This is a genomic window from Acidobacterium capsulatum ATCC 51196, assembly GCF_000022565.1.
Lineage (GTDB): Bacteria > Acidobacteriota > Terriglobia > Terriglobales > Acidobacteriaceae > Acidobacterium > Acidobacterium capsulatum.
This window is the reverse complement of record NC_012483.1, coordinates 3,312,163-3,336,147: the sequence shown is the minus strand read 5'-3', so window position 1 is coordinate 3,336,147 and position 23,985 is coordinate 3,312,163. Positions and strand designations below refer to the sequence as shown.

Genomic DNA, 23,985 nt, shown 5'->3' with positions numbered 1-23,985 from the left:
CATTGCATAAAAGCAGAAAAGCCCGGCTCGCGCCGGGCTTTCTGCTTTTTGCAACCAATACTGCTACATGTTGATCGCCATGCCCTCAACGCTGCCAAACCCATCCAGCATAGCCTCGGCGAGCGTCGGGTGCGCGTGGATGGTGAACATCATGTCATCCACCGTCGCCTCCAGCTCAATCGCCGTCACTGCTTCGGCGATCAGTTCGGTCGCCTGCGGACCGATGATGTGTACGCCGAGAATCTCGCCGTACTTGGCATCCGCAACCACTTTGATGAAGCCCTCGTGCTGGCCCACAATCGATGCCTTGGAGTTGGCCGAGAACGGGAACTTGCCCACCTTGATCTGCAGGCCCTTCTCCTTGGCCTGCGCCTCGGTGAGACCCACGCTGCCGATCTGCGGTTCGGTATAAGTGCAGCCCGGAATGCGCTCACGCTTGACCGGACGCGCATACTTGCCCGCAATCTTCGCAGCGACCACCACACCGGCCATCGCGCCCACGTGCGCCAACTGCGGCAGACCCGCAACGATGTCGCCAATCGCGTAAACACCAGGCTCCTCGGTCTGCATGAACTCGTTGACCTTGATAAAGCCGCGCTCGGGCTTGATCTTTGTCTTTTCCAGACCAATATTCTCGGTGCGCGGCGCACGGCCCACGGCTACCAGAACCTTGTCGGCCTCCTTCACTACCTGCTTGCCATCGGCAGCGGTAAAGGTGACCTTCACGCCGGTCTTGGTTTCCTCCACCTTCTCCACCTTTGCGCCCACATGCGACTCAATGCCGCGCTTGCGGAAGACGCGCGCCAGTTCCTTGCTGACATCCTCGTCTTCGTTGGGAACGAGGCGCGGCAGGTACTCGACAATCGTGATTTCAGAACCGAAGCTGCGGAAGATGGAGCCGAACTCCACACCCACGGCTCCCGCGCCAATCACCACCAGCGACTTGGGAATGCCGTTGATGGTCAGAATCTCCATGTTGGTGAGAATCTTGTCGCTGGTCTTGAGGCCGGGCAGGAGCTTGGCATCAGAGCCGGTCGCGACAATCACATTCTTCGCCTTCACCGTCTCAGCCTTGCCCTTGCCTTCGCCCGTCACTTCCACGGAATGAATCCCGTCTTTGGCGGCGCCGGTCAGCTTGCCGTAACCCGGAATCACGGTGACCTTGTTCTTCCGCATGAGGAAGTCGAGGCCCTTGGCATGCTTGGCGATGATCTGATTCTTGCGGTCCAGAATCGTCTTCCAGTTGATCTTCGCCTCGCCCAGACCTTCCAGGCCATATTCCTTGGCGTCTTTCAGATAATCATAAATTTCCGCGTTGAAGAGCAGCGACTTGGTCGGGATGCAGCCCCAGTGCAGGCACGTGCCGCCCAGCTTCGCTTCTTTCTCAATCAAGGCCGCTTTCAGGCCAAGCTGGCCCGCGCGAATGGCTGCGGTGTATCCAGCCGGACCACCTCCGATAATCGCTACATCGTAGATCGTTTCTGCCAAGGACTTGCTCCGTTTCTGCCGGGTATAGTGGGAAAACCCAAACACTCTATTGTACGCAGTGCTTCCCTTACGGATGAACTGGAACGCAGAAAGATGCAAGCCCGCCGAGACATCCGTCTTCGCGAGTGAATCGCAGACTGCGCAGCGCCAGCCCACGCAGGCCATGTGCGGGCGCGGAAAGCTTCAAAAGGAGGCCGGCGGCAAAACGATCAGGAGGATTTCTTCTTGCTCCCGCCGCCCGACGACTTCTTACCGGAGGAGCTTTTTGTGCTCCTTTTGCCAGTGCTCTTTTTGACTGAGGACTTCTTGGCCGACGACTTTTTAGAGCTGCTCGATTTCTTTGGCGCCGGTGGAACCTTGTCGCCTTCCGCGCGTGCCTCAGACAGTCCAATGGCAATCGCCTGCTTCGGATTCGTGACCTTTTTGCCGCTGCGGCCGCTGCGCAGCTTCCCTTCCTTCATTTCGTGCAGTTCTTCCTGCACCTTTTCCTGCGCCTTTTTGCCGTAACGGCGGCCGCTGCCGGACTTTTTGCCTGGACTGTTCTTCGTTGCCATGAAATTCTCCCGTGACGCATGGAAGCTCAATGCATCTGCGGGTGAGAAGGCAATCGCTTCGGTGCGGGTTGCGTGCGCCGCACAAAACCAAAGGCCATCCCCATAGGGATGGCCTTTGGAAGATCGCGGCGAGGCCGCTATCACAGTGCGTGCTTAGTCACCCATGACCGGCTCTTCGCTCTGAGGAGCGGCAGCCGGCTTGGCCGGAGCAGCAGGCTTGATGGAGTCGATCGAGACAATACCTTCGACCGGCTTCTCACCCAGCACGTGCTGGCGGTAGAGGGCGGCCATGCGGGCGTTCTCGGCATCCTGCTTGAGCTTGGCATCACGCGCGCGAATCTTTTCTTCACGCGAGTTCTTGGCGATGCCCAGCTTCTCAAAGGTGTCGTTGGCGGCCGCATTCACGTGCTCGTCGTTCAGGACGAGCGTGTGGCTGCCTTCATTCATGCCGACGTTCTTGCCACCGGCGAAGATCTCGTGGCGGCCATGCTCCTCGTACCACTTGGTGAGGGTTGCCGTCATGTGCATCTTCTCGATGATGTTGCGCCAGCCGATGCCCGTGTTGTACGCGCAGAAGCTGATTTCGCCTTCCTGCGTCGCATAAGGAATAATGCACTGCTCGGTACGGCGGAAGTCGTAGTTGAACAGATCCTGGAACCACATGCCGGCGATGAACAGGAAGTTCCAGCGGTCGGCGCGGCGCTTCTCGATGTCTTCCATCGTGCGGTCGCCGGTCACCTTGCCGTAGTTGCGGCCGGTGGCGCCAAAGCACTTGTCAAACTTCTGCAGCAGGTCAACGATCTTGAAGTGCGTGGGCGACTTCGTGGGATCGTAGTTGCGCAGCAGCGCCAGAGCCGCACCAATGATGGAGACCGTCTTGCTGCGGGCACCGTCGTTGATCTTGGCCATGTCCTTGGCCAGGCGGTCAGCGTTCAGGAAGGCCGTGACCGGAACCGCTTCCTTGGTTTCCTTGTCGATCATCAGCGCCATGCCGATGCCGCAGTTCGGGTGGCAGCCGCAGCTCAACTGGCCCCAATCATGGTTCGGGCCATGCACCAGATCAGCCCAGTCGCTGAAGGTGCTCATGAAGCTGATCGGGAACCAGTCGCGGACAGGCTCGCCAAGACCGGTCTGATTCTTGACGTCATGGGCCATGTGGCTCAGCGTGTAACGCTGGGCGGCGCGGCGCTCATCCGTCACCTCCTCGTCGCGGCCAGTGAAGGACACCGGCTGGAAGCTGAGGAAGTTGATCTTCTTGGGGTTATCCAGCGCGAACTGGATGATGTGGCCGACCTGCTCGTTGTTGATGCCGTTGATGATCGTGGTCACCGGAACGATGTCCACGCCGGCCTCGTGCAGATTATGGATAGCCTGCAGCTTCACGTCAAACAGGTTGCCGACCTTGCGGTGCGAGTTGGCGGAGTTGCCGATGCCGTCAAACTGCAGGTAGGCATAGCGCAGACCCGCTTCAGCGGCGGCGCGGCAAAGCTCCTTGGACTTGGCAAACTCAATGCCGTTGGTCGCGGCCTGCACTGAGTTGTAGCCCACCTTGCGGGCATAGGCGATCGCATCGAGGAAGTAAGGCGAGAGCGTCGGCTCACCGCCCGAGAACTGGACCGACATCTGGCGGCGCGGCTTGATGGTGATCGCGTTGTCCAGCATGGTCTTGATCTCGTCCCAGGTCAGCTCATGCACAAAACCCACCTGGTTGGCGTCCATGAAGCAGGGATCGCACATCATGTTGCAACGGTTGGTCAGGTCGATTGTCAGCACCGAGCCGCGGCCATGGGTCACGGTCGAGGTGCCGTGGTTGTGCAGCTTCTCGTCATTGTGGGCACGAATGTCGCGGCCCGGGAAGACTTCCTCAAGGTGACGGAAGAACTCGGTATCAATCGACATCACGTCTTCAAAGTGCCCATGCTTGGGGCAGTCCTTGACCATCAGAATCTTGCCGTCGCGCTCGATGATCTGGGCCTTGATTTCGCCCACCTTCTCATTCAGAAGGACCTCATGGGGCAGCTTGCCATCCAGAATCTGCTGGCGAATCTCGGGCACGCACTTCGGGCAGAGCGAGTCGGTCGTACGGGGCCAGCCAAGGGGCGGCTTTTCCTTCTGGTACGACTTCAGCAGCGGCTTGTCTGACCACTTCGGCGTGAAGGAAGGGTTCGGGTTGATGCTGTTCAGCTTATCGAACACAAACCACGCGCCCTGGGCAGCGATGGTGACAGCGCGCTCTGCGTATTTCACAGCTTTCGACATGCGTTTTTGATCTCCTGATGCTTGGTTTGCCGGTTGCCTCGTTGTGCAACAGGCTGCAGACTCACACAGCTTACGTGGCCCACTCCCTCCGCGCAAAGTGAAAATAGGGATAACCCTTTGCCGGACGGGTATTTATCACTCTAAAGATAGGATGCATGGCAGCCCTGCAGGAAGCCTCATCCGCTCAAATGGCGAGAATTTGCATTCGGTGGCGAATCAGGCCCGTGAATGGGAACGGCAAAAGCGGAGAGATCTTCATTTCGATGGGTTTCGGAATAGCGCCCTCTCCCTGCGAGGCTGCGGCTGCTCTGCGGAACGAACGCCGCTACTGTATCTCGCTCAGAGCGGCCCGGTAAATAATCTGCTGCACAAAGACCACGTGGAAATTCACGTGCTTCGCGACGTCGGGCAAGAACTCGGTCACCATATTGCCGACCGGATCAAACGCATAGTTGAGGCTCACCCGCTCAGCGGCCGCGCCCCATCCCGTCTGCTGATAGGGCACATAGGTGGTGGCGACCGCCTCTTCGGCCATGGAGCCGACGACATTCGAATAATTGAACATCGGCCGGTCCGTGTCGCTGCGCGTCCAGAAGACCTGCGTGATGGTGTGCAGCACCCGCTTGGGAATCGATTTGTTGGGCATGCGGTGATAATGCGGGTCCTGGTGATCGATGGACGGAATGAGGAAGGTGCCGACAAACTCGTCCGTCATGTCTTCGGTCATCGAAACGCCGCTCAGCTTGGCAAAGCCCTTGAATCCGGGTCCAAAAATCGAATGGGGACTCGCCGCCGTATCAATGGCGGCCAGACTCTCAATCGTGAGCAGGTTAAAGGGATCGACCACATCCCGCGCGGCCATCTCGGCCAGTTCGCGCGGTGTGTAGATATGTGTGGCTTGATCCTGCAGGTATTCGTGGAAGCGATTGGCGCTTTCCTCGCAGCAGACATGTGTCTGCCGGGCCTTGATTTCGCAGGCCCCCGTGGTACAGGGGCTGACGAGCAGCGGAGGCGCGAGTGGAACAACCCACGCCTTCTGCACCCCTCGCACGGGATAGACATTGTTGGGGCGAGGCGCGTTGGGCAGATGCCTCCGCGGGGCAGAGGAGGTCTGCGGCAAAGCGACAGTTTGCGCCCATAGGGCTGGCACGCAGAGAAAAAACAGCACTGCCGTGACCAGGCAAAGCAGGCCCATGGTTTTTACCCGGGATAGGGGCCCGATCATGCATCCCGGGCGGATATGGAAGATTCGCATTGGCTTTTCAAGCACTTAGAGGGGCTGTTTGCCCATAAGGATGTATGACGAGCATACAGACAAGCCGAGCAGACGACGCACCCCCGGCTGCTTATGGGGTAACCGCAGCGGCACCCTGCGCCGCTTGCGCATTGACCTGCCCGGACACGCGCAAGAAGATTGAGGCGGAGCCTTTTCAGGAGGTTGGCCGCGATGAATGCACAGAATCCTCGCCCGGACGACAACCCGCTGGAAGACCTGGCCCGCCGCCTGGGAACGATGGGCGGCAAGGCCGAGGCCGAAATTCGCCGCGTGATTGCCTATCTCAACGATGAGGTGGTGCCCGCCGTTCGCTCGCAGTCATTTACTGCCTTGCGGCGTGCGGGTGAACAACTCACACGTCTGGCCGATGAACTGGAAAAGCGCCCGAAGCCCTGAGCTGCCCATGCGACTGAATCCCCCATCTTTCCGCTCGCTTCTTCCTCTTTTGCTGCTGACCGCGTCGCTCGTGGCCGTCACAGGCTGTTCGCACCGCGCGCGCGTCTCCTATGCTCCGCCCCCGGCCATAGGGCCGAATGGCGGTGCCCAGCCTTCGTACTCGCGGGCCGAACGCGCGGACTGGCACTACGTGCAGACGCACCGCCCCCTTTACTACCAGATAGGCATGGCCAGTTGGTATGGCCCGCAGTACAACCACCATCGCGCCGCCGACGGGCAGGTTTATGACCAGGACAGCATCTCTGCCGCGCACCGCACGCTGCCACTGGGCTCGATCATCAAAGTCACCAACATGAGCACCGGCCAGACGTCCGTGATGCGTGTGACCGACCGCGGCCCGTTTGTGCCGGGGCGCATTCTCGACCTCTCAGAAGCGGCCGCCAAGCAGGTAGGCATCTGGCGCGAGGGCGTCGGCAAGGTTCGCATCGATGTGTACTACACGCCCGCATCCGTAACCGATGGCGGACGCTGGGCCGTTCAGATCGGCGCCTTTCGCCATCGCCGTGCCGCCACGCGGCTCGAAGACAAGCTGCAGCGCCGCTACCGCACCGCCAGCGTCATTGAGTTCAAGGGGCCCACGGGAGACTGGGTGCGCATTCGGCCGGAAAACGGCAACCGCGCGCAGGCTGTGGAGATTGCCCGCAATCTGCGACCCTCAGAAGGCGAAGCCTACCTGGTCAGGCTCGATTAAGCCGGCGCTTTCTCCCGGAGAGGCCTCGCACCGGCTCGGCTGACCTACGTTGCCCAAGGCGCATCTCACGATGGCATACGCATGACATTTCCCGATCCCGTTTACACGTTGCCGCCCGCCCGGCTGGCCAAAGCCATTGCGCTGAGCCATTGGGAGACCTTTCTCTACTTCGGCGGCACGCTCTGGAGCGTTCTCGCGCTCTGGTTCAGCCTGCGCCTGGGCCCGTGGCTGCGCGACGCCGCCGAATGGATCACCTCCAGCGAGTGGCTGCAGGGGCTGATGATTGCACCCGCATGGGTGCTGATCCTGACCGTGATCGGGTTGCCGTTTGGGCTGCTTGGCCACTGGGTTTCGCTGCACTACGGCCTCTCGGTGCAGCCGTGGGTGCGTGGCGGCGCAAGCTGGCTGATGGACTTCCTCAAGTCCACCGGCGTCTCCCTGCTGGTCGGCACGGTGGTGTTGAGTGGTGTCTATTTTCTGCTGCGGCGCTCGCCTCGCCGCTGGTGGCTGTGGTTCTGGATTGTCACGCTGCCGGTCGAGATTGCCGTGGTCTTTCTCGCCCCCGTGGTGCTGGACCCCATCTTTGATCACTTCCAGCCGCTGCAGAAGGCTGACCCCGCGCTGGTCCAGCGGCTGGAGCAACTGGCCGCGCATGCCGGGCAGCACATTCCGCCCAGCCGCATGTTTGTGATGAACGCAAGCGCGCGCTCCACCGGCATTGACGCCTACGTGACCGGCTTTGGCGCGTCGAAGCGCATCGTGGTGTGGGACAACACGATCAAAGAAGTGCCGCCCAACCAGATTCTCTTCATCTGCGGCCACGAGATGGGCCACTATGCGCTGCACCATATTTTGAAGGGGCTGCTGTTCACCTTTGGCATGCTCTTCTTCGGCTACCTGCTGGTGCATCTGCTCATGAATGGCGTGATCGCGGCCTTTGGCCGGCCCATGCACATTCGCGGCCCCGATGACTGGGCCAGCGTCGGCGTGCTGCTGCTGATCGTGACGGTGCTGGGCTTTGTGGCCGCGCCCATCGGCAACGCCTTCAGCCGGTGGCAGGAACACCAGGCCGATGTCTACGGGCAGGAGGCGATTCATGGGCTGGTGCCTGATCCGCAGGCGACTGCCGTGCATGCCTTCCAGCGGCTGGGCGAGGTGTGGCTTGAGAATCCGCACCCGAACGGGTTTGTGACCTTCTGGACGGCGAGCCACCCGCCGGTGGAGTTTCGCGCAACCTTTGCCGCGCACTACAACCCATGGGCACCGGGCAAGAAGCCGAGGTACTTTAGGAACAGACGAAAAGGTAGCGAGTGAGCAGGCCGGCGTTAGAATAGAAGCGAGGGCAGTATGGCAAATCAGAGACCAGATAACTCAGCGAACCGTTCTATCGCTTGCGACAGCAAGATCGAAAGAAGTCTGTCGTCCGGTTCCTCCAGCAATTTTAAGCCGGCGAAGCCTACCAACATTTCCCGGCCGCAGGGAATTAAGCCCCCTCCGCTGCCTATGGTTTCTCGCTCCAAGTAAGGATCAACTGAATGCCGGGACACATTGAGGCCATCGGCATATTCTTAGTTTTGCTCCCGGGCTTCAGTTGCGCTTTCCTTGTGCAGCATATTGTCGTACGTCCTAAGCAGACAGAACTGGACAAAGTGGTTGAGGCTTTGCTGCTCAGCTTCATCCTCTATCTGGTCACTTCCCCGTTCTTCCATTACTCGCTACCGTTACGCTGGACTGCGACGACACAACAGCATTTCACCACCTACGAGTTCCAACTCAGTTGGCCCTATATTTTCTGGCTCTTTCTGGGTGCTGTACTTCTCGCTCTTCTTTATGGCGCCAACGTCAACCACGATTGGCTGCTCAAGCTGCTCAGGAAGTGCAAAATCACTGAGAAGACAGCGCGCAGCTCGATATGGAATGACGCCTTTCAGGACATCAAGAACACCTATGTCCTGGTTGGGCTGGAAGACGGACGATCTGTGATCGGATACCTTCGTTACTACTCCGATGAGCAGGAAGATGCCTCCCTGCTACTGGAGGACGCGGCATGGCTTGATAGAGACGGGGAGCAGCAACCCATCCAAGGGCCGGGCATTCTGCTGACCAAAGCCGCGGGAATCCAGTCAGTGTCGTTTCTCGATGCGGTTGCGACAGATTCTCCCGAACAACTCCCAGAAGGGTCTTGAACGCGTCCCCTTGCTACACTTCTTCTATGGCGACGGCAGCAATTGTTTCTCCTGAGATTCTGGCCAAGTATGAGCCGGTGATCGGCCTGGAAGTTCACGTTCAGCTTTTGACGGCGACCAAGGCCTTTTGCGGCTGCGTAAACAAGTTTGGCGCGCCCCCCAACACCAACATCTGCCCTGTTTGCCTGGGCCTGCCCGGCGCGCTGCCGGTGCTGAATGAGAAGGCCGTGGAGTTTGCCACCTCCGCCGCGCTGGCGCTGCACTGCACGGTGAATGAGACCTCGATCTTTGCCCGCAAGAACTACTTTTACCCCGACCTGCCCAAGGGCTACCAGATCTCGCAGTTTGACAAGCCGCTCGCCGAGCATGGGTACATCGACGTCCCTACACCGAACGGCATGAAGCGCATCGGCATCACCCGCCTGCACATGGAAGAGGATGCGGGCAAGAGCCTGCATGACGGGCTGCCGGATTCGGCGAAGTTCACCTCGGTCGACCTGAACCGCTGCGGCACGCCGCTGATTGAGATTGTGAGCGAGCCTGACATTCGCACGCCCGACGAGGCCTACGAGTACCTCACGCGGCTCAAGGAGATTCTGTTCTACACCGGTGTCTCCGACTGCAACATGGAAGAAGGCTCGCTGCGCTGCGACGCCAACGTGAGCGTGCGGCTGCGCGGCGCGGAGAAGTTTGGCACCAAGGCCGAGGTGAAGAACGTCAACAGCTTCCGCTACATTCGCGCGGCGCTGGAGTACGAAATCGAGCGCCAGATTGAGGTCATTGAGAGCGGCCAGCGCGTCGTGCAGGAGACCCGCCTCTGGAATGCCGGAGAGGGCCGCACCTACTCCATGCGCTCGAAGGAGCAGGCGCACGACTACCGCTACTTCCCTGAGCCGGATCTGCCGCCGCTCGTCGTGAGCGCGGCGTTTCGCCAGCAGCGTGCCGACGAGCTGCCCGAGCTGCCCGAGGCGCGCCGCGCCCGCATGGTGGCCCAGTATGAAATCAGCGAGCAGGACGCGCAGACGCTGACCGCAACCCGCGCCTTTGCCGACCAGTTTGAGGCCGCCGCCAAGACGGCGAAGAGCCCGAAGCGCGTGGCCAACCTGATTCAGAGCGAGCTGACCAGCCGCCTCAAGGCCGCCGGACTGGAGCTGGAGCAGTCGCCCATTTCAATGGCCGGCATTGCCCAGGCCGCCGATCTGGCCGAAGAGGGCAAGCTATCGTCCAAGCAGCTCAAGCAGCTCTTTGACATCAGCTTTGAGAAGGGCGAGGACTTCGGCGTGGTCTATGAACGCGAGAAGCCCGAGCAGATCAGCGACACCAGCGCCATCGAGAAGTTTGTGGAAGAGGCGATTGCCGCCAATCCCAAGCAGGTGGAGCAGTACCGCGCCGGCAAGAAGACGGTGGCCGCATTCTTCGTGGGCCAGGTGATGCGGCTGTCGAAGGGACAGGCAAATCCCGGACTGGTGAATGAGCTGGTGGTAAAGAAGCTGGACGCGTAAATCGGTCCGTCGACTCTGATCCCACGTCTCAGAGTCGAGACGTGGGGCACCTGAATCCCGGGAGAAACTCCGGGCAGAAGCCGCACCTTATGCATCGCCGGGATTCTTCGGCCTGGGCCTCAGAATGACGCATCCAGTCAACGAAGAATCAGGCCACCAGCTCTTCGACCGGCTCTTCGCTGACCTGCGCGACCGGCCTCATCACGCTCTTCGCGAGCTTCCACCCTGCCATGACCGGCTCGGCCACGAAGAGGATGGTCAGCTTCGGCATGCGCAGCATGTCATCGATTAGCGGGCGGGAGTCCTCGCCGACCAGCATGGCTCCCTTGCTCATGATGAACCAGTGGAACATCGCCGAGACCAGCGTGAAGATACACGCGATCAGGCCGATCTGTTTGCCGCCGACGCCGTTGATCCAGAGATGGCACAGGGCATCGAGGCCGAGCGAGGCAAAGGGGATCAGGACCACGCAGAGCACCCAGCCCATGCGGCGGTCTTTGACGCCGAGCGACTGCTGTTGCAGGGCTGAGGCGAAGCCCGACGTCGCGAGCACGTAGGCGAACTCGACCAGTCCGAAGGTCTGCCGGGCGTGCATCGTGAGGCCCGTGAGGGCGGCCACGCAGGCTCCGCCGCGAATCAGGCCGACGACCAGGGCGGCCTTCCAGTTCCAATGGGTGAAGAGATACAGCATGCCGCGCATTCGCATGGGTTCCCTCACCTCAAAGCATCGGCGAAAGCGGCGAATTCCACGTCAACAGGCGGTGACAATTCGCATAAATTTTGCCCCATCGGCGGTGCAGGTACATCGGCAGGCAAGGGCGCGGGGAAAACACCCGGGCGCGCATTGCGGATGCCAATCCCGCCCGGGGAACGCTACAATCGCAGCATGTCCGACCGCATGAGCCTGTCCCTCGCCCAGAGCGACCCTGATGTCGCTGCCGCCATTGACCACGAAGTGCTCCGCCAGCATGAGGGTCTCGAAATGATTGCCTCGGAGAACTTTGTGAGCCGCGCCGTGCTCGAAGCCGCCGGCTCGGTCTTCACCAACAAGTACGCCGAGGGATATCCCGGACGCCGCTACTATGGCGGCTGCGAGTTCGCCGACGTGGTGGAGAATCTGGCGCGCGACCGCGCAAAGCAGCTTTTTGGCGCGGAGCACGCGAATGTGCAGCCGCACTCCGGCTCGCAGGCCAATGCCGCGGCCTATATGTCGATCATTCAGCCGGGCGACACCATTCTGGGCCTTGACCTCGCGCACGGCGGCCACCTCACGCACGGGCACAAGCTCAACTTCTCGGGCAAGCTCTACCGCGTGGCCTCCTACGGCGTGCGCAAAGACACCGAGACCATCGACTACGACGAGCTGGAAGCAATCGCCGTCCGCGAGCAGCCGAAGATGATCATCGGCGGCGGCAGCGCGTATCCCCGCATTTTTGATTTTGCCCGCATGCGGCAGATTGCCGACAAGGTGGGCGCGTTCCTGCTGGTGGACATGGCGCACTTTGCCGGGCTGGTGGCCGGCGGCGCGCATCCCTCGCCGGTGCCACACGCGCACATTGTGACGACGACCACGCACAAGACGCTGCGCGGGCCGCGCTCGGGGCTGATTCTGTGCCGGCAGGAGCATGCGGCGGCAGTGGACAAGTCCGTCTTCCCGGGCCAGCAGGGTGGTCCTCTGGTACATATCATGGCGGCCAAGGCCGTCGCCTTTCGCGAGGCGCTGCAGCCGGATTTCTCAAAGTATGCCCAGCAGATTGTGGACAACGCGCGCGCGCTGGCCGCGGCGCTGGCCGGGCATGGATACCGCATCATCTCCGGCGGCACAGACACGCACCTGATGCTCATCGACGTCTTTGCCAAGGGCATTCTGGGCAGCGAAGCCGAGGCCGCTCTGGGCAAGGCGGGCATCACGGTGAACAAGAACGCGATTCCTTACGACACCAATCCGCCGCTGAAGCCCTCGGGCATTCGCATCGGCACGCCCGCGCTGACCACGCGCGGCATGAAGGAAGCCGAGATGAAGCAGATTGCCCAGTGGATTGTGAGCGCGCTGGAGCATCGCAACAACGAGAGCATGCTCGAGCGCATTCATGGCGAAGTGACCGAGATGGCCAACCAGTTTCCGCTGTACGGCTGGCTGCGCGAGGACGCCGAGGCGCTGGCGCGCTGAGGACACCGCCCGCGTGGGGAGATGCCTTTTGCCGCCGTGAAAGCCCTGCCGGGGTTTGCGGCGGCGGGAGTGGCTCTCACCGAATCCCGCGGGGCACGTCCTATATCTAAAGATCAGGTAAGGGATTCAGGAGAAAGTTTGTGGCACAACTGATGCGTACTTCCAATCCGGCCTTGAACGAGCGCGTCTTCCGCGGCCAGCCGATGGCCTTTGGCGAGACGATGACGCTGCAGGGCACGGTAAACAAAACGGGCATTCTGCTGCTGTGCGCCATGGCGACGGCGGCCTTCTCATGGCATGTGTTCTTCTCCGCCGGACCGGCGGCGGTGAACGGCCTGATGATTCTGGGCCTGATCGGCGGGCTGATCTTTGCGCTGGTCACCTCGTTCAAGGCGGAGTGGTCGCCGGTGACGGCCCCAATCTACGCACTGTTCGAAGGGCTGGCGCTGGGCGGCATTTCGGCGATGTTTGAGCTGCGGTTTCCAGGAATCGCCATCGAGTCGGTGAGCCTCACCTTTGGCACGATGCTGGTGCTGCTGATGCTCTACAAATCGGGCGTCATCAAGGTCACGCGCAAGTTTCAGATGGGCGTGATGGCGGCTACAGGCGCAATCTTCCTCTTCTATATCGTGGAGATGGTGCTGGGCTTCTTCCACATCGGCCAGGGGCTGATGTACAGCTCAAGCCCGCTGAGCATCGGCATCAGCCTGGTGATTGTGGGCATTGCGGCGCTCAACCTGGTGCTGGACTTCAACTTCATCGAGTGGGGCGCGCGGTCGGGCGCTCCGAAATACATGGAGTGGTACGGCGCCTTTGGGCTGATGGTCACGCTTGTGTGGCTGTATCTGGAGATTCTGCGGCTGATGTCGAAGTTCCAAAGCCGCGACTGAACTGGCCGTTCCGGCATACGCGGGCTTTGCCCGCCAGCAGGCGCTCCTTCGGGAACGCCTGCTTTTGTTTGGGAGGAACAACCAGTCCCCAGTTGGCGGTTATCAGCTCTCTGACAACTGGGAACTGGGAACTGGGGACTGGGGACTGGCAACTGGCAACTGGCAACTGACAACTGGCAACTGACAACTAAAACCCGTTTTCCTGCCGGTAATTTCCCCCTGAATTGCTACCCTTGAAATAGGGCCTGTGAAAAGACCCTCAACCACACACTTCCAGACTGGTTCCCCTGCGAATTTCCGCCTGAAATTCGACTCCTGCACTAAGACCTGTGCAGTTTCGGCGACCTTAAGGTCCAAAGCGAGGCGCAATTCGCATTGAAAACAAAGGACTTACCAGCCTAACCTCCCGTAAGTCAAATGTTTTCAATCACTTCCAGGACGTTAATGTGTGTTTTTTTTTGCGCGTCCGAGTAACGTTACTCCGCCCCCCAAACGCCATCCCAAGCCCCATCCCCAGTCCCATCCCAGGCTTTGGCCACGGTGAACTGTGGACCGGCAACTGTGCGTGGTGGGAGATGGCAGGAATGGAGCTATTGGAGCGGGCGGAGGCCTTTGCCGCGAAGCCGGTAGCGAACGTAAGAGGCTGCGGCCACCACGAGGATGGTGATCTCGACGAAGACTTTGCCGCCATCGGTGTAGTCCGGGTGGCCATTGATGAGGTTGGGGTCCGTCAGCAGGCTGTGAAGCAGCAGCAGCACGGCAGCCGGATAAACCAGATAGTGCAGGCCGCGCCACAGGCGGCGGGGCATGCGGTGGCGCAGCATGGACGTGCCGATCACCACAAGGAGCAGGTAGAGGGCGATGGCTCCCAGCACGTTGATGGTGGGCTGCAGGGGCGAGTGGATGGGCACCAGAAGGTCGAAGAGGCGGAAGTGCGGGCGGGCGGCCAGCAGCAGGACGGCCGGGTGCAGAAACAGCGTGACCAGAGACAGATAGGCGGTCCAGCGATGGAGCGCGAAGTGGTTCCAATGGCGGTGGGGCCAGTGCCGCATGGGACTGTAGCGCATGGAGATGAGCATGCCCAGCAGCAGGTTGACGGCAATGAGCCCGACGGCGGCCAGGCCGATGTAAGCGCTGAGATCGAGAATGGTGATTCCGAAGGGTAGGATCGGCGTGCCTCAGGGACGATTTCATCTGAATGATACGTGTTGAGGGATGAACACCCCATGACGATTCGGCGGGACTGATTGGCACTGGGATGTTGGCTGCATCCCGGGTCCGAAAATACGAACCCGGAGCACCCGCTAAGGGGAAACAGGCAGCCCCACTCAAGCCTTCGGCTTGAATTGGCCACCCGTCCGCCCGGGAGATGAAAGCGCCTACATGACTTCGGGGGCGTCGATGCCCAGCCAGGCGAGCGAGCGGATGAGTTCGCGCTGGGCGACGGCGGCGGTGGCGAGCAGGAGAGTCTTCTTGGCCGCGTCCTCTTCGGTGAGGATGTGGTGGCGGCGGTAGAAGTTGCTGAAGTCCTGCGCGAGTTGGAAGGCGTGCTTGGCGAGATAGGCCGGCTCGGCGGTCTGAATGCACTGCTCCAGCAGCAAAGCGGTTTTGCCGGCGCGGAGCCAGACGGCCCAGATGGCTTCGGCGTCTTCGCCGGAGAGGAAAGGCGCGATGCGGTCGGCGGGCAGAGCGGCGAGCGCGGAAAGGGCCTCGTCCGGAGTCATATCGGCCTTGCGGAAGATGCTGCGGGTGCGGACGGCGGCGTACTGGAGATAGGGGCCGGTCTCGCCCTCGAAGCTGAGCGCATCTTTGAAGTCGAAGGCGATGACGGTGTTGCGCGTGTACTTGAGCATGAAGTAGCGCAGCGCTCCAACGGCGATCTGGCGGGCGGTCTGCGCCTGCTCCTCTTCGGGCAGTTCGGGATGGCGGCTGGCAACCTCAGATTGGGTGGCGTCGATGAGCTTGTCGATGAGGTCGTCGGCCTTGACGCCGAAGCCCTTGCGGCCGGAGACCTCGATGTAGGGCCGGGTGAGGTCTTCTTCGGGCACCTGGTAGCCGAGGTCGAGAGCGCAGCGCGGGGTGAGGGCGACCATCTCATAGGAGAAATGGGTGTAGCGGGCGGCCTGCTCGGTGTAGCCCATGCCGCGCAGGGCCTCAATGACGTTGGCCTGCGGGTCCGACTGGCGGGCGTCGATGACGTTGTAGATGGCCTCCGCTTTGCCGAATCGCGGGCGGAACTCACTGCTTTCAACGGCAGATATCCAGCATTCCCGCCCGTCCTCGAATTTTGTAGACGGAGGATATTGGAAGAACTTCTTATACTTAAAGTCCTTTTCTAGAAGCCCGAACTTCCAGAGGTGGTAGGCAATATCTTTGCCCACGTAGGTGACGGTGCCGTTGGAGCGCACGATGACCTTGGCGTCTTCATCGGGTGCTGCTGATTCGGTAGCCGGGGATGTATCGTCCGTTGCGCGAAGCGGTTCGCCCGTACGGCTAGTACCCGGGCGGGTCATGACCCAGCAGCCCTTGTTTTTGCCCTCGGTCTCGAAGTAGAGAACGCCTTTGGCCTTCATCAGTTCGAAAGCCTCCTCCCAGAAGTGGAGGTGGAGGATTTCGCTCTCGCGGGGCAGAAAGTCGTACTCGATGCCGAGGCGCAGCATGGTTTCGAGATGACGGCGCAGGACGGCGGTGGCGATGAGGTCGCCGATGGCCGCGGAGTCGTTGCCGCCGTGCTCGATGGCGTGGAGGGTGTCGAGGCGGAGCTGCCTGCGAGCGGTTTTCTGTTCGGGGTCGGCCTCGTACCACTGCGAGACGCGGGCGTAGAGGTCCCAGCAGTAGAAGTCGATGCGCTGGCCTTCGGCGGCGAGGCGCTGCATGAGCGACTGGACGGCGGCGAGATTGAGGCCCTCAAGATGCTGGAGGGCAACGACGATGTCCGCCACCTGAACGCCGGTGTTGTCGATGTAGTTCTGCACACCCACTAAAAAGCCTTGGGCTTCTAGCAGCCGGACAAAGGTATCCCCGAGGATCGCATTGCGAAGATGTCCAACATGGGCCGCCTTATTCGGATTAATGCTGGTGTGCTCGACCAAAATGTAAGCCAGACCTTGCTTCCAATACATTCTTCTCTTCACGAAATCGCGAACGAATGCGGCGCGGTCGAGGCGGGCGTTGATGTATCCGGCCCCGGCGACCTCAAACGCAGCGAAGCCGGGGATGGGGTGGACGGCGAGGGCGGCGACAATCTCCTCGGCGATTTTGCGGGGCGCTTTGCGCAGGGCGCGGGCCAGCTCGAAGGCGAGCGGCAGGGCGTAATCGCCGAACTTGCTCTCAGGGGGCTGCTCGACCTTCAGGATGGCGGCGAAGGTGGAGGGGTCGAGTTGCGGGTAGAGTTCGAGCAGCCGGGCGTGAAGGCGCTCGCGCAGAAGGCTTTGCTGGGTCAGATACACAGGTCGGTCACCGGGGATGTTGCTGGATTTTTTCTCTGATTTCTCTGTGATTTTATCGTTTCCCTGCTCTCAAGGGCGATGGGGGACATGCAGGATGCGGAAGTGCGTCGCTCAGCAGCGGAAGCCCTGAAGATCGAGAGTGGAGAATCCCAGGTCTGGAAACACGGACCCGGGGCACCCGATGCTCGTGGAGGGAATGCCTTAAGATAGAGTGAGTTTCTCTCGATCGCGGGCCTGGCTCGCAAGCGCTTTCCTCATGCCTGAATCCAAGAAGTTTTACCTCACGACTCCGATTTATTACGTCAACGCGCGTCCGCACATCGGCACCTCGTACACGACGCTGGTCGCCGACACGATTGCGCGGCGCAAGCGCGCCCTGGGCATCGAAACCTGGTTCTTGACCGGCACCGATGAGCATGGGCAGAAGATTGAGCGCTCGGCAGAGAAGGCCGGCTGCTCTCCGCAGGAGTTTACCGACGAGGTATCGGCGCAGTTTCGCGGGCTGTGGGACCGTATGGGCCTCGAATATGACGACTACATTCGCACGACCGAGCCGCGGCACAAGCGCGGCGTGCAGAAGCTGTTTGCGCTGCTGAAGGAGCGCGGGTACATCTACAAGGGCACCTACACAGGGCAGTATTGCGTGTCAGACGAGGCCTATGTGGACGGGCCGCCGGGGATTGCCTGCCCCGACTGCGGACGCATCACCGAAACGGTGAGCGAGGAGAACTACTTCTTCAAGCTGTCAGCCTTTGAGCGCACGCTGCTGGAGTATTACGAGGCGCATCCGGAGTTCATTCAGCCGGAGACACGGCGCAACGAGGTGCTGTCGTTTGTGCGCAGCGGCCTCAAAGACCTCTCCATCAGCCGCACGAGCTTCAACTGGGGCATTCCGGTGCCGGGCGATGAGAAGCACGTGATTTACGTGTGGATGGACGCGCTGGCCAACTACATCACTTCGCTCGGGTGGGAGAGCGAGGATGCGGCGGCGCGGGCGCGGTTTGCGAAGTTCTGGCCGGCGGACCTGCACATTATCGGCAAGGAGATCAGCCGCTTTCATTGCGTGTACTGGCCGGCGTTTCTGATGGCCGCCGGGCTGCCCTTACCGAAGAGCATTGTGGCGCATGGATGGCTGCTGTTTGAGCAGAACAAGATGTCAAAATCGCGCGGGAACATTGTGCGCGCGGAGACGATTCTGGATGTGTTCGGCGCGATGAAGCCTGATCTGCCGAAGGCCGGGCAGGACCGGTTTGGCGCGGACGTGCTGCGGTATTTTCTGCTCAGGGAAGTGGTCTTCGGGCAGGACGGGAGCTTTTCCTTCGATGCTTTAGTCCAGCGGTACAACGCCGATCTGGCGAATGGCTATGGGAACCTGGTGAGCCGCACGCTATCGATGATTCAGAAGTACTTCGACGGGGTGGTGCCGGCGAACGACGGAGCTTCGGCAGAGATTGGCGAGGCCGCGGCGCGGACGTTGACCGCCTTTGACGAGCACATGGCAGGGCTGGATTTCTCCCGCGCGCTCGAAACCGTCTGGACTCTGGTGGGCGCGGTGGATGGCTACCTGACGGCGCAGGCTCCGTGGAAGCAGAAGGAAGGCGTCACCGATGACGCGCAGGCGGCGTTGCGGGCACGCTCACTGTACACAGCAGCGGAGGCGATTCGCGTGATCACGACGCTGGTGTATCCGGTGATGCCGTGGGCGGCGGCGCAGGTTTGGGCGCAGCTTGGGCTGGGCGACATTGAGGCTGCGGCCAAGCGCGGCGAACTGAAGAATTTAGCGTGGGGCGGTCTACAGCCGGGCACGAAGCTCGGCGTGCTGGGACCGGTCTTTCCGCGCGCGGAAAAGGAAGCGGTGGCAAGAATGCAGGAAATGGAAGCGAACAACGTGGTGAAAGCTGAGACGGAGAAGGAAACGGAACGCGGAGAAAGCACGAACGGGGCAGAAACGACCCCACTCCAGCCAACAGCCGGCTTGAATGGGCCACCCGCATCCCAGCCTCTTGCAACGCAAAAGCTTGAGACACCCGCAGTCTCAGCGGCTGGTGCGGCGGCTCCAGTGGCGCACTCCTCGAAGCTGCGCGCGGCGATGGATGGGCTTGCCGTGGCGCTGGCGGAGACCACCAGCGAGGCCTCGGCGGCGGCGGCCTTTGAGACGGCGATTGCCGGCATGGTGCAGGAGCTGGTGGCTAAAAAGCCGGCCGCCGCACCCACTGCCAAGCCTGCGCCGGAGCTGCCCGAGGGCAAGATCAGCATCGACGACTTCCTGAAGGTCGAGCTGCGCGTCGCACAGGTGAAGGTGGCCGAGCGCGTTCCCAAGGCCGACAAACTGCTGCGACTGGAAGTGGACCTGGGCGGGGAGACGCGGCAGATTCTGGCCGGGATTGCCGAATCCTATGAACCCGAGCAGTTGATTGGGCGTCAGATCGTGATCGTGGCCAATCTGGCTCCGCGCAAGATGCGCGGGCTGGAGTCGAACGGCATGCTGCTGGCGGCCTCGGTCGAGGGCGGCAAGGCTGTGCTGGCAGGCTTTCATGAGCCGATTGAGAACGGGGCAAAGCTCAAGTAGGACTCACCGTCCAGGCGCACGCGCCTTCGGCGCAAGGCCCACATCTCCGAAGCGGGATGTGGGGTATCAGGGAGAGTTCTCAGTAGTCAGCCCCAGTGGTCAGAAACGGCGCCCGAGGGAAGCCTTCCAAACGCAGGACAGAGATTGCCGATGATTGATTCGCACGCACATCTGGATAGCGCACGGTACGACGACGACCGCGAGGCGATGCTCGCGCGGGCGTGGCAGGCGGGCGTGCGGGGGATTCTCTCCATCGGCATCGGCGACGGGCCCGAGACGATGCATCGCGCGGCCGAATTGAGCCGCGAGTATGCCGGAAAGCCGGGCCTGCCAAAGATATGGGCGAGCGCGGGGATTCATCCCCACGAAGCGCAGTATGCAACCGGCGAAGCGCTGGCCCGGCTGGATGAGTTGCTCGCCCGGCCCGAAGTGATTGCCTGCGGCGAGATTGGCCTGGACTACTACTATGACCATTCGCCGCGCGAGGTGCAGAAGGATGCGTTTTCGCGGCAGATGGCGCTGGCGGCGAAGCACAAGCGGCCCATCATCATTCACTGCCGCCCGTCAGACAACAGCACCAACGCGTGGGACGATACGCTGGCGCAACTGGAGGCGGAGTGGAAGCCGACCGGGCTGGGGGGCATTCTGCACTGCTTCACCGGCGAGTGGGAGCACGCCCGTCGGGCGATGGATATGGGCTTTCTGATTTCGTTTGCCGGCAACATCACTTTCCCCAAGGCGCAGGCGATTCGCGACGCGGCCCTGCAGGTGCCACTCGACCGCATGCTGATCGAGACGGATTGCCCGTTTCTGGCTCCGGTGCCGAACCGGGGCAAGCGCAATGAGCCGGCGTGGGTGAAAGAGGTGGCGGTGACGGTGGGCAGCCTCAGGCAAATCGCTCCGGAAGAGGCCGCTTTGCGCACCACCCAAAACTTTGGCGCGTTTTTCGGCACGGCAGTGAGCATCTGAAAGCCCGGCAGTATCCCGGACGGGGCTTTGTGCATTTAATCTATGGAAGAGATATTTCATTATGGCCAGCGATAATTCATTTGATATTGTGAGCAAGCTCGACCTGCAGGAATTGCGGAACGCCGTCGATCAGGCGATGAAAGAGATCAAGACGCGCTTTGATTTGAAGGATTCGAAGTCGGACATCTCGATCGAGGGCGAGGAAGCGGTGCAGCTTGCCTCGGCGGATGAGTACAAGCTGGAAGCGGTGAAAGAGATTCTGCAGCAGAAGATGGTCAAGCGCGGCATCTCGCTCAAGGCGCTCACCTGGGGCAAGCTGGAACCGGCCACGGGCTCAAGCGTGCGGCAGAAGGTGACGCTGCAGCAGGGCATTCCGACCGAGAAGGCCAAGGATATTGTGAAACTGATTAAAGACTCGAAGAAGAAGGCACAGGCATCCATACAAGGGGATACGGTGCGGGTTTCGAGCAAGGATCGCGATACTCTGCAGGAAGTGATTGCGCTGTTGAAGGGCCACGACTTCGGCATCGACATGCAGTTCACGAACTACCGGTCAAACTAGCAGCAAACGTATTTATTTAACGGAGCACGAGTGAGCACACCCACGATAGCCACGGCCAAAGAGATCTTCGACCTGCTGCACGACGATCTCCTCGAAATCGAACGCGAGTTCGAGACCGCTGCTGTCTCACGGGTGCAGGTGATCACCGAGATTGCCGAATACCTGCGCGAGGGCGGCGGCAAGCGAATCCGTCCGCTGCTGCTGTTGCTTTCCGCACGCAGCCAGAGCTACCGTGGCGCGGGCGCGACCCGTCTGGGCGCGGTGGTGGAGATGGTGCATACGGCCACCCTGGTGCACGACGACATCATCGATGCGGCGGATATGCGCCGGGGACGGCCCTCCCCCAACACCACGTGGGGCAACGCCAAGTGCGTGCTGGCCGGCGACTGGCTCTACATGCAGGCCTTTCGCGTGGCGCTCGATGAGCGCAACTTCAGGGTGCTGGACCTGCTGATCGGGCTGACGCAGCAGATGGTCGAAGGCGAGCTGATGCAGTTGGAGACGCTGGGCCGCCAGGTGAATTCACAGGAGTACTACGACCTGATCTACCGCAAGACGGCGTGCCTCTTCGAGGTGTCGATGCGGCTGGGCGCGGTGCTGGCCAAGGCGACCGACGCCGAGGAAGAGTGCATGGGCGAGTACGGGCGCAACCTGGGACTGGCGTTTCAGATTGTGGACGATGTGCTCGACCTGACAGCCACTGAAGAGGTGCTGGGCAAGCCGGTCGCGAGCGACCTGCGCGAGGGCAAGGCCACGATGGCCGTGATTCATGCGCTCGAAAACGGCGGCGCGGAAGAGCGCGCGGCCATTTTGACGGTGCTCGAAGACCAGAACTTTGAGCGTGTGAGCCATGACCAGATTCTGGCGGCGCTCAAGCGCAATGGCTCGGTGGAGTACGCCATGAACACCGCCTTTGAATATGCGGAAGCCGCGCGGCAGGCGCTGAGCTTTCTGCCTGAGTCCGACTACAAGCGCGCCCTGCTCTGGGTGCCGGACTATGTGGTGGCGCGCGAAAAGTAGCGCGCCTGCCCGACCGGCTGCTTACGGCGGAACTTCGCAGCCCTTCTCCGCGTAACGATCAGAAGCCCATTCTTCCGGGGCACAATCTCACAGTATGATCGGCATACTACGCTGCACGGCAGAGTCTTGATGAGCATGACTTCCCTATTTTTTGCACGGAGTGCCCCGGCTCGATGAAGCAGTTTGGCGCGTTCCGGCTCGACGCCGAAAATCAGTGCCTGTGGCGCGGCTCGAAGCGCATTGCCGTGCGGCCGCGGCCGTTTGCGGTGCTCGAATATCTGGTGGAGCATCCCGGGCGGCTGATTTCGCATGACGAGATTCTGGATGCGCTGTGGCCCGAGACTTTTGTGCAGCCGCAGATTCTGCGCACTTACATGCTCGACCTGCGCAAGGTGCTGGGCGATGACGCGGCGGAGCCGAAGTACATTGAAACGCTGCCGAAACGCGGGTATCAATTTGTCGCAGCGGTGAGCACGTATTCGCCGTCTGCCGTGAAAGCGGCGGACTCGGCTGCAGAAACCGGTGCATCTCTTTCGAGTGCCGCTCTGGCTGGCCGCGAAGCGGAGCTGGCCCGGCTGCGGGCAGAGTTTCGCAGCGCGAGCGGCGGTCAGCGGCGCGTGGTGTGGGTGACCGGGGAAACGGGCATCGGCAAGACCACGCTGGTCGATGCGTTTTTGAGCGAACTGGAAGCATCTGGAAGCACGACGGTGGCGCGGGGGCAGTGCGTGGAAGGGCTGGCGGCGCGGGAAGCCTACTATCCGGTGACGGAGGCCTTGCGGGAACTCTGCGCCTCAGCGCAGGCAGCTTGCGCGGCGCTGGCCCGGCTGGCGCCCGTGTGGCTGTCAGCGCTGGGGCGCGGCGATGCCGGGGAGCGCATGGTGGCTCCGCAGGAGCGGTTGCCGGGCAATGTGATGGCCGCACTGGAGGCAATCGCGGCGGAGATTCCGCTGGTGCTGGTTTTTGAAGATGTACAGTGGGCCGATGCTTTTACGCTCGATCTGCTGTCGGCGCTCGCGCGGCGGCGGGGGCCAGCCAGGCTGCTGATTGTGGCCACTGTGCGCACGCAGGGCGACGCGGCGCAGAGCCAGCAGCGGCTGATGCAGGATCTGGTGACGCGGCAGCTCAGCAGCGAGCTTTGCCTGCAGCCGCTTACCCTGCGCGCGATGCAGGGACTGCTGGCGGCGAAGCTTGGGCAGAACGAACTGCCGGCGGGGCTGGCCGGCTTTGTACACCGGCACTCGGAGGGGAATCCTCTGTTTGCCGTGGCTCTGCTGGAACACCTGACGGCGCAGCGAATTCTGGGGCAGGAGGGCGAAACCGGGGCATGGAAGCAGCGTGCCGCCTTTGAGACAGTGGAGCCGCGCGTGCCGGCGGGGCTGGCCCAGATGATTGCGCTGGAGATGGAGCAACTGAGCGCCGAGGAACAGACGCTGCTGGAGGCCGGCAGCCTGATGGGGGTTGCGTTTCCGGCATGGGCGGTGGCGGCGGCGCTCGAAAGAGATGCGGCGGCAGCGGAAGAAGCCTGCGAAGATATGGCGCGGCGGGTGCACTTCATTCACCGGGGCGGTGTGGATGAGCTGCCGGATGGCTCGCGGTCGGCCTTTTTTGTATTTGTGCATGGGCTGTACCGCGAGGTGCTCTATGACCGCCAGGCGGCTGCCCGGCGGGGCCGGCGGCATGGACGCATCGCGCGGCGGCTGGGAGATCTGTTTGCCGGACGCGAGGCAGATGTGGCGCGGGAGATCGCCCTGCACTTTGAGGCCGCCGGAGAGTGGAGACCGGCCGTGGAAGCGCTGCTGGCCGCAGCCCGCCGGGCCGGGCAGAGGCATGCGCCGGACGAAGCCACGGAATTACGCCGGCAGGCACTGGAGCTCGCGAGCCACCTGCGCGAAGCCGAGCGGCAGACGCTGCTGGAGTCGCTGGGCGAACCGGCGCTGTGATAAT

General features: G+C 61.7%; 19 protein-coding genes. 12 read left to right on the top strand and 7 right to left on the bottom strand.

The genetic code is table 11. The annotated features are described in order from the left end of the window. Positions 1-63 precede the first annotated feature (63 nt). The 4 genes from lpdA to ACP_RS13595 all read right to left on the bottom strand — a co-directional run bounded on the left by lpdA (position 64) and on the right by ACP_RS13595 (position 5,496). Positions 64-1,488, bottom strand: coding sequence for a dihydrolipoyl dehydrogenase (gene lpdA, locus ACP_RS13610; RefSeq protein ID WP_015897914.1), 1,425 nt, complete (start codon positions 1,486-1,488; stop codon positions 64-66). A 209-nt stretch (positions 1,489-1,697) separates the two neighbouring features. Continuing rightward, positions 1,698-2,042, bottom strand: a complete 345-nt coding sequence (locus ACP_RS13605) for a DUF6496 domain-containing protein (protein ID WP_015897913.1) — start codon at positions 2,040-2,042, stop codon at positions 1,698-1,700. Between the two features lie 153 nt (positions 2,043-2,195). Further along, positions 2,196-4,301, bottom strand: coding sequence for a radical SAM protein (locus ACP_RS13600; RefSeq protein WP_015897912.1), 2,106 nt, complete (start codon positions 4,299-4,301; stop codon positions 2,196-2,198). A gap of 325 nt (positions 4,302-4,626) precedes the next feature. Next, positions 4,627-5,496 (bottom strand): hypothetical protein, encoded by an 870-nt coding sequence (locus tag ACP_RS13595; protein WP_041839588.1) that lies wholly within the window; start codon positions 5,494-5,496, stop codon positions 4,627-4,629. 252 nt (positions 5,497-5,748) lie between these two features. Here ACP_RS13595 and ACP_RS13590 point away from each other — a divergent pair, with 252 nt between their 5' ends. The 5 genes from ACP_RS13590 (at position 5,749) to gatB (ending at position 10,412) form a co-directional block, all read left to right on the top strand. Beyond that, positions 5,749-5,973 carry a hypothetical protein gene (locus ACP_RS13590; RefSeq protein ID WP_015897910.1) on the top strand — a complete coding sequence of 75 codons (225 nt, stop codon included), beginning with the start codon at positions 5,749-5,751 and terminating at the stop codon, positions 5,971-5,973. Positions 5,974-5,980: 7 nt separating this feature from the next. After that, a complete protein-coding gene (locus ACP_RS13585; protein WP_169305983.1) occupies positions 5,981-6,724 on the top strand; it encodes a septal ring lytic transglycosylase RlpA family protein in 744 nt (247 codons plus the stop codon). Between the two features lie 81 nt (positions 6,725-6,805). After that, a complete protein-coding gene (locus tag ACP_RS13580; RefSeq protein WP_015897908.1) occupies positions 6,806-8,038 on the top strand; it encodes a M48 family metallopeptidase in 1,233 nt (410 codons plus the stop codon). 221 nt (positions 8,039-8,259) lie between these two features. Beyond that, positions 8,260-8,910 (top strand): DUF6338 family protein, encoded by a 651-nt coding sequence (locus ACP_RS13575; RefSeq protein ID WP_015897907.1) that lies wholly within the window; start codon positions 8,260-8,262, stop codon positions 8,908-8,910. Between the two features lie 26 nt (positions 8,911-8,936). Then, on the top strand, positions 8,937-10,412 hold the full coding sequence (gene gatB / locus ACP_RS13570) for an Asp-tRNA(Asn)/Glu-tRNA(Gln) amidotransferase subunit GatB (RefSeq protein WP_015897906.1): 1,476 nt from the start codon (positions 8,937-8,939) through the stop codon (positions 10,410-10,412). A gap of 148 nt (positions 10,413-10,560) precedes the next feature. Here the strand turns inward: gatB and ACP_RS13565 are convergent, their stop codons facing one another. Beyond that, positions 10,561-11,118, bottom strand: coding sequence for a hypothetical protein (locus ACP_RS13565; RefSeq protein ID WP_015897904.1), 558 nt, complete (start codon positions 11,116-11,118; stop codon positions 10,561-10,563). 180 nt (positions 11,119-11,298) lie between these two features. Between ACP_RS13565 and ACP_RS13560 the strand changes: the two genes are divergently transcribed. Then, entirely contained in the window at positions 11,299-12,582 is a 1,284-nt protein-coding gene (locus ACP_RS13560; RefSeq protein WP_015897903.1) for a serine hydroxymethyltransferase, read from the top strand. A gap of 140 nt (positions 12,583-12,722) precedes the next feature. Then, a complete protein-coding gene (locus tag ACP_RS13555) occupies positions 12,723-13,472 on the top strand; it encodes a Bax inhibitor-1/YccA family protein (protein ID WP_202944473.1) in 750 nt (249 codons plus the stop codon). A gap of 590 nt (positions 13,473-14,062) precedes the next feature. Here the strand turns inward: ACP_RS13555 and ACP_RS17455 are convergent. Both ACP_RS17455 and ACP_RS13545 read right to left on the bottom strand, forming a co-directional pair. Next, on the bottom strand, positions 14,063-14,560 hold the full coding sequence (locus tag ACP_RS17455; protein ID WP_337998462.1) for a ferric reductase-like transmembrane domain-containing protein: 498 nt from the start codon (positions 14,558-14,560) through the stop codon (positions 14,063-14,065). 291 nt (positions 14,561-14,851) lie between these two features. After that, complete coding sequence (locus ACP_RS13545; protein ID WP_015897900.1) at positions 14,852-16,921, bottom strand: arginine--tRNA ligase; 2,070 nt, start codon at positions 16,919-16,921, stop codon at positions 14,852-14,854. 256 nt (positions 16,922-17,177) lie between these two features. Between ACP_RS13545 and metG the strand changes: the two genes are divergently transcribed. The 5 genes from metG (at position 17,178) to ACP_RS13520 (ending at position 23,981) form a co-directional block, all read left to right on the top strand. Beyond that, positions 17,178-19,490: a methionine--tRNA ligase gene (gene metG, locus ACP_RS13540; protein WP_015897899.1), complete on the top strand. Its 2,313-nt coding sequence runs from the start codon at positions 17,178-17,180 to the stop codon at positions 19,488-19,490. 150 nt (positions 19,491-19,640) lie between these two features. Further along, positions 19,641-20,459 carry a TatD family hydrolase gene (locus ACP_RS13535; RefSeq protein WP_015897898.1) on the top strand — a complete coding sequence of 273 codons (819 nt, stop codon included), beginning with the start codon at positions 19,641-19,643 and terminating at the stop codon, positions 20,457-20,459. A gap of 61 nt (positions 20,460-20,520) precedes the next feature. Continuing rightward, entirely contained in the window at positions 20,521-21,021 is a 501-nt protein-coding gene (locus ACP_RS13530; protein WP_015897897.1) for a YajQ family cyclic di-GMP-binding protein, read from the top strand. Between the two features lie 30 nt (positions 21,022-21,051). Then, positions 21,052-22,041 carry a polyprenyl synthetase family protein gene (locus ACP_RS13525; RefSeq protein ID WP_015897896.1) on the top strand — a complete coding sequence of 330 codons (990 nt, stop codon included), beginning with the start codon at positions 21,052-21,054 and terminating at the stop codon, positions 22,039-22,041. A gap of 173 nt (positions 22,042-22,214) precedes the next feature. Beyond that, positions 22,215-23,981, top strand: coding sequence for an AAA family ATPase (locus tag ACP_RS13520; protein WP_015897895.1), 1,767 nt, complete (start codon positions 22,215-22,217; stop codon positions 23,979-23,981). Positions 23,982-23,985 lie beyond the last annotated feature (4 nt).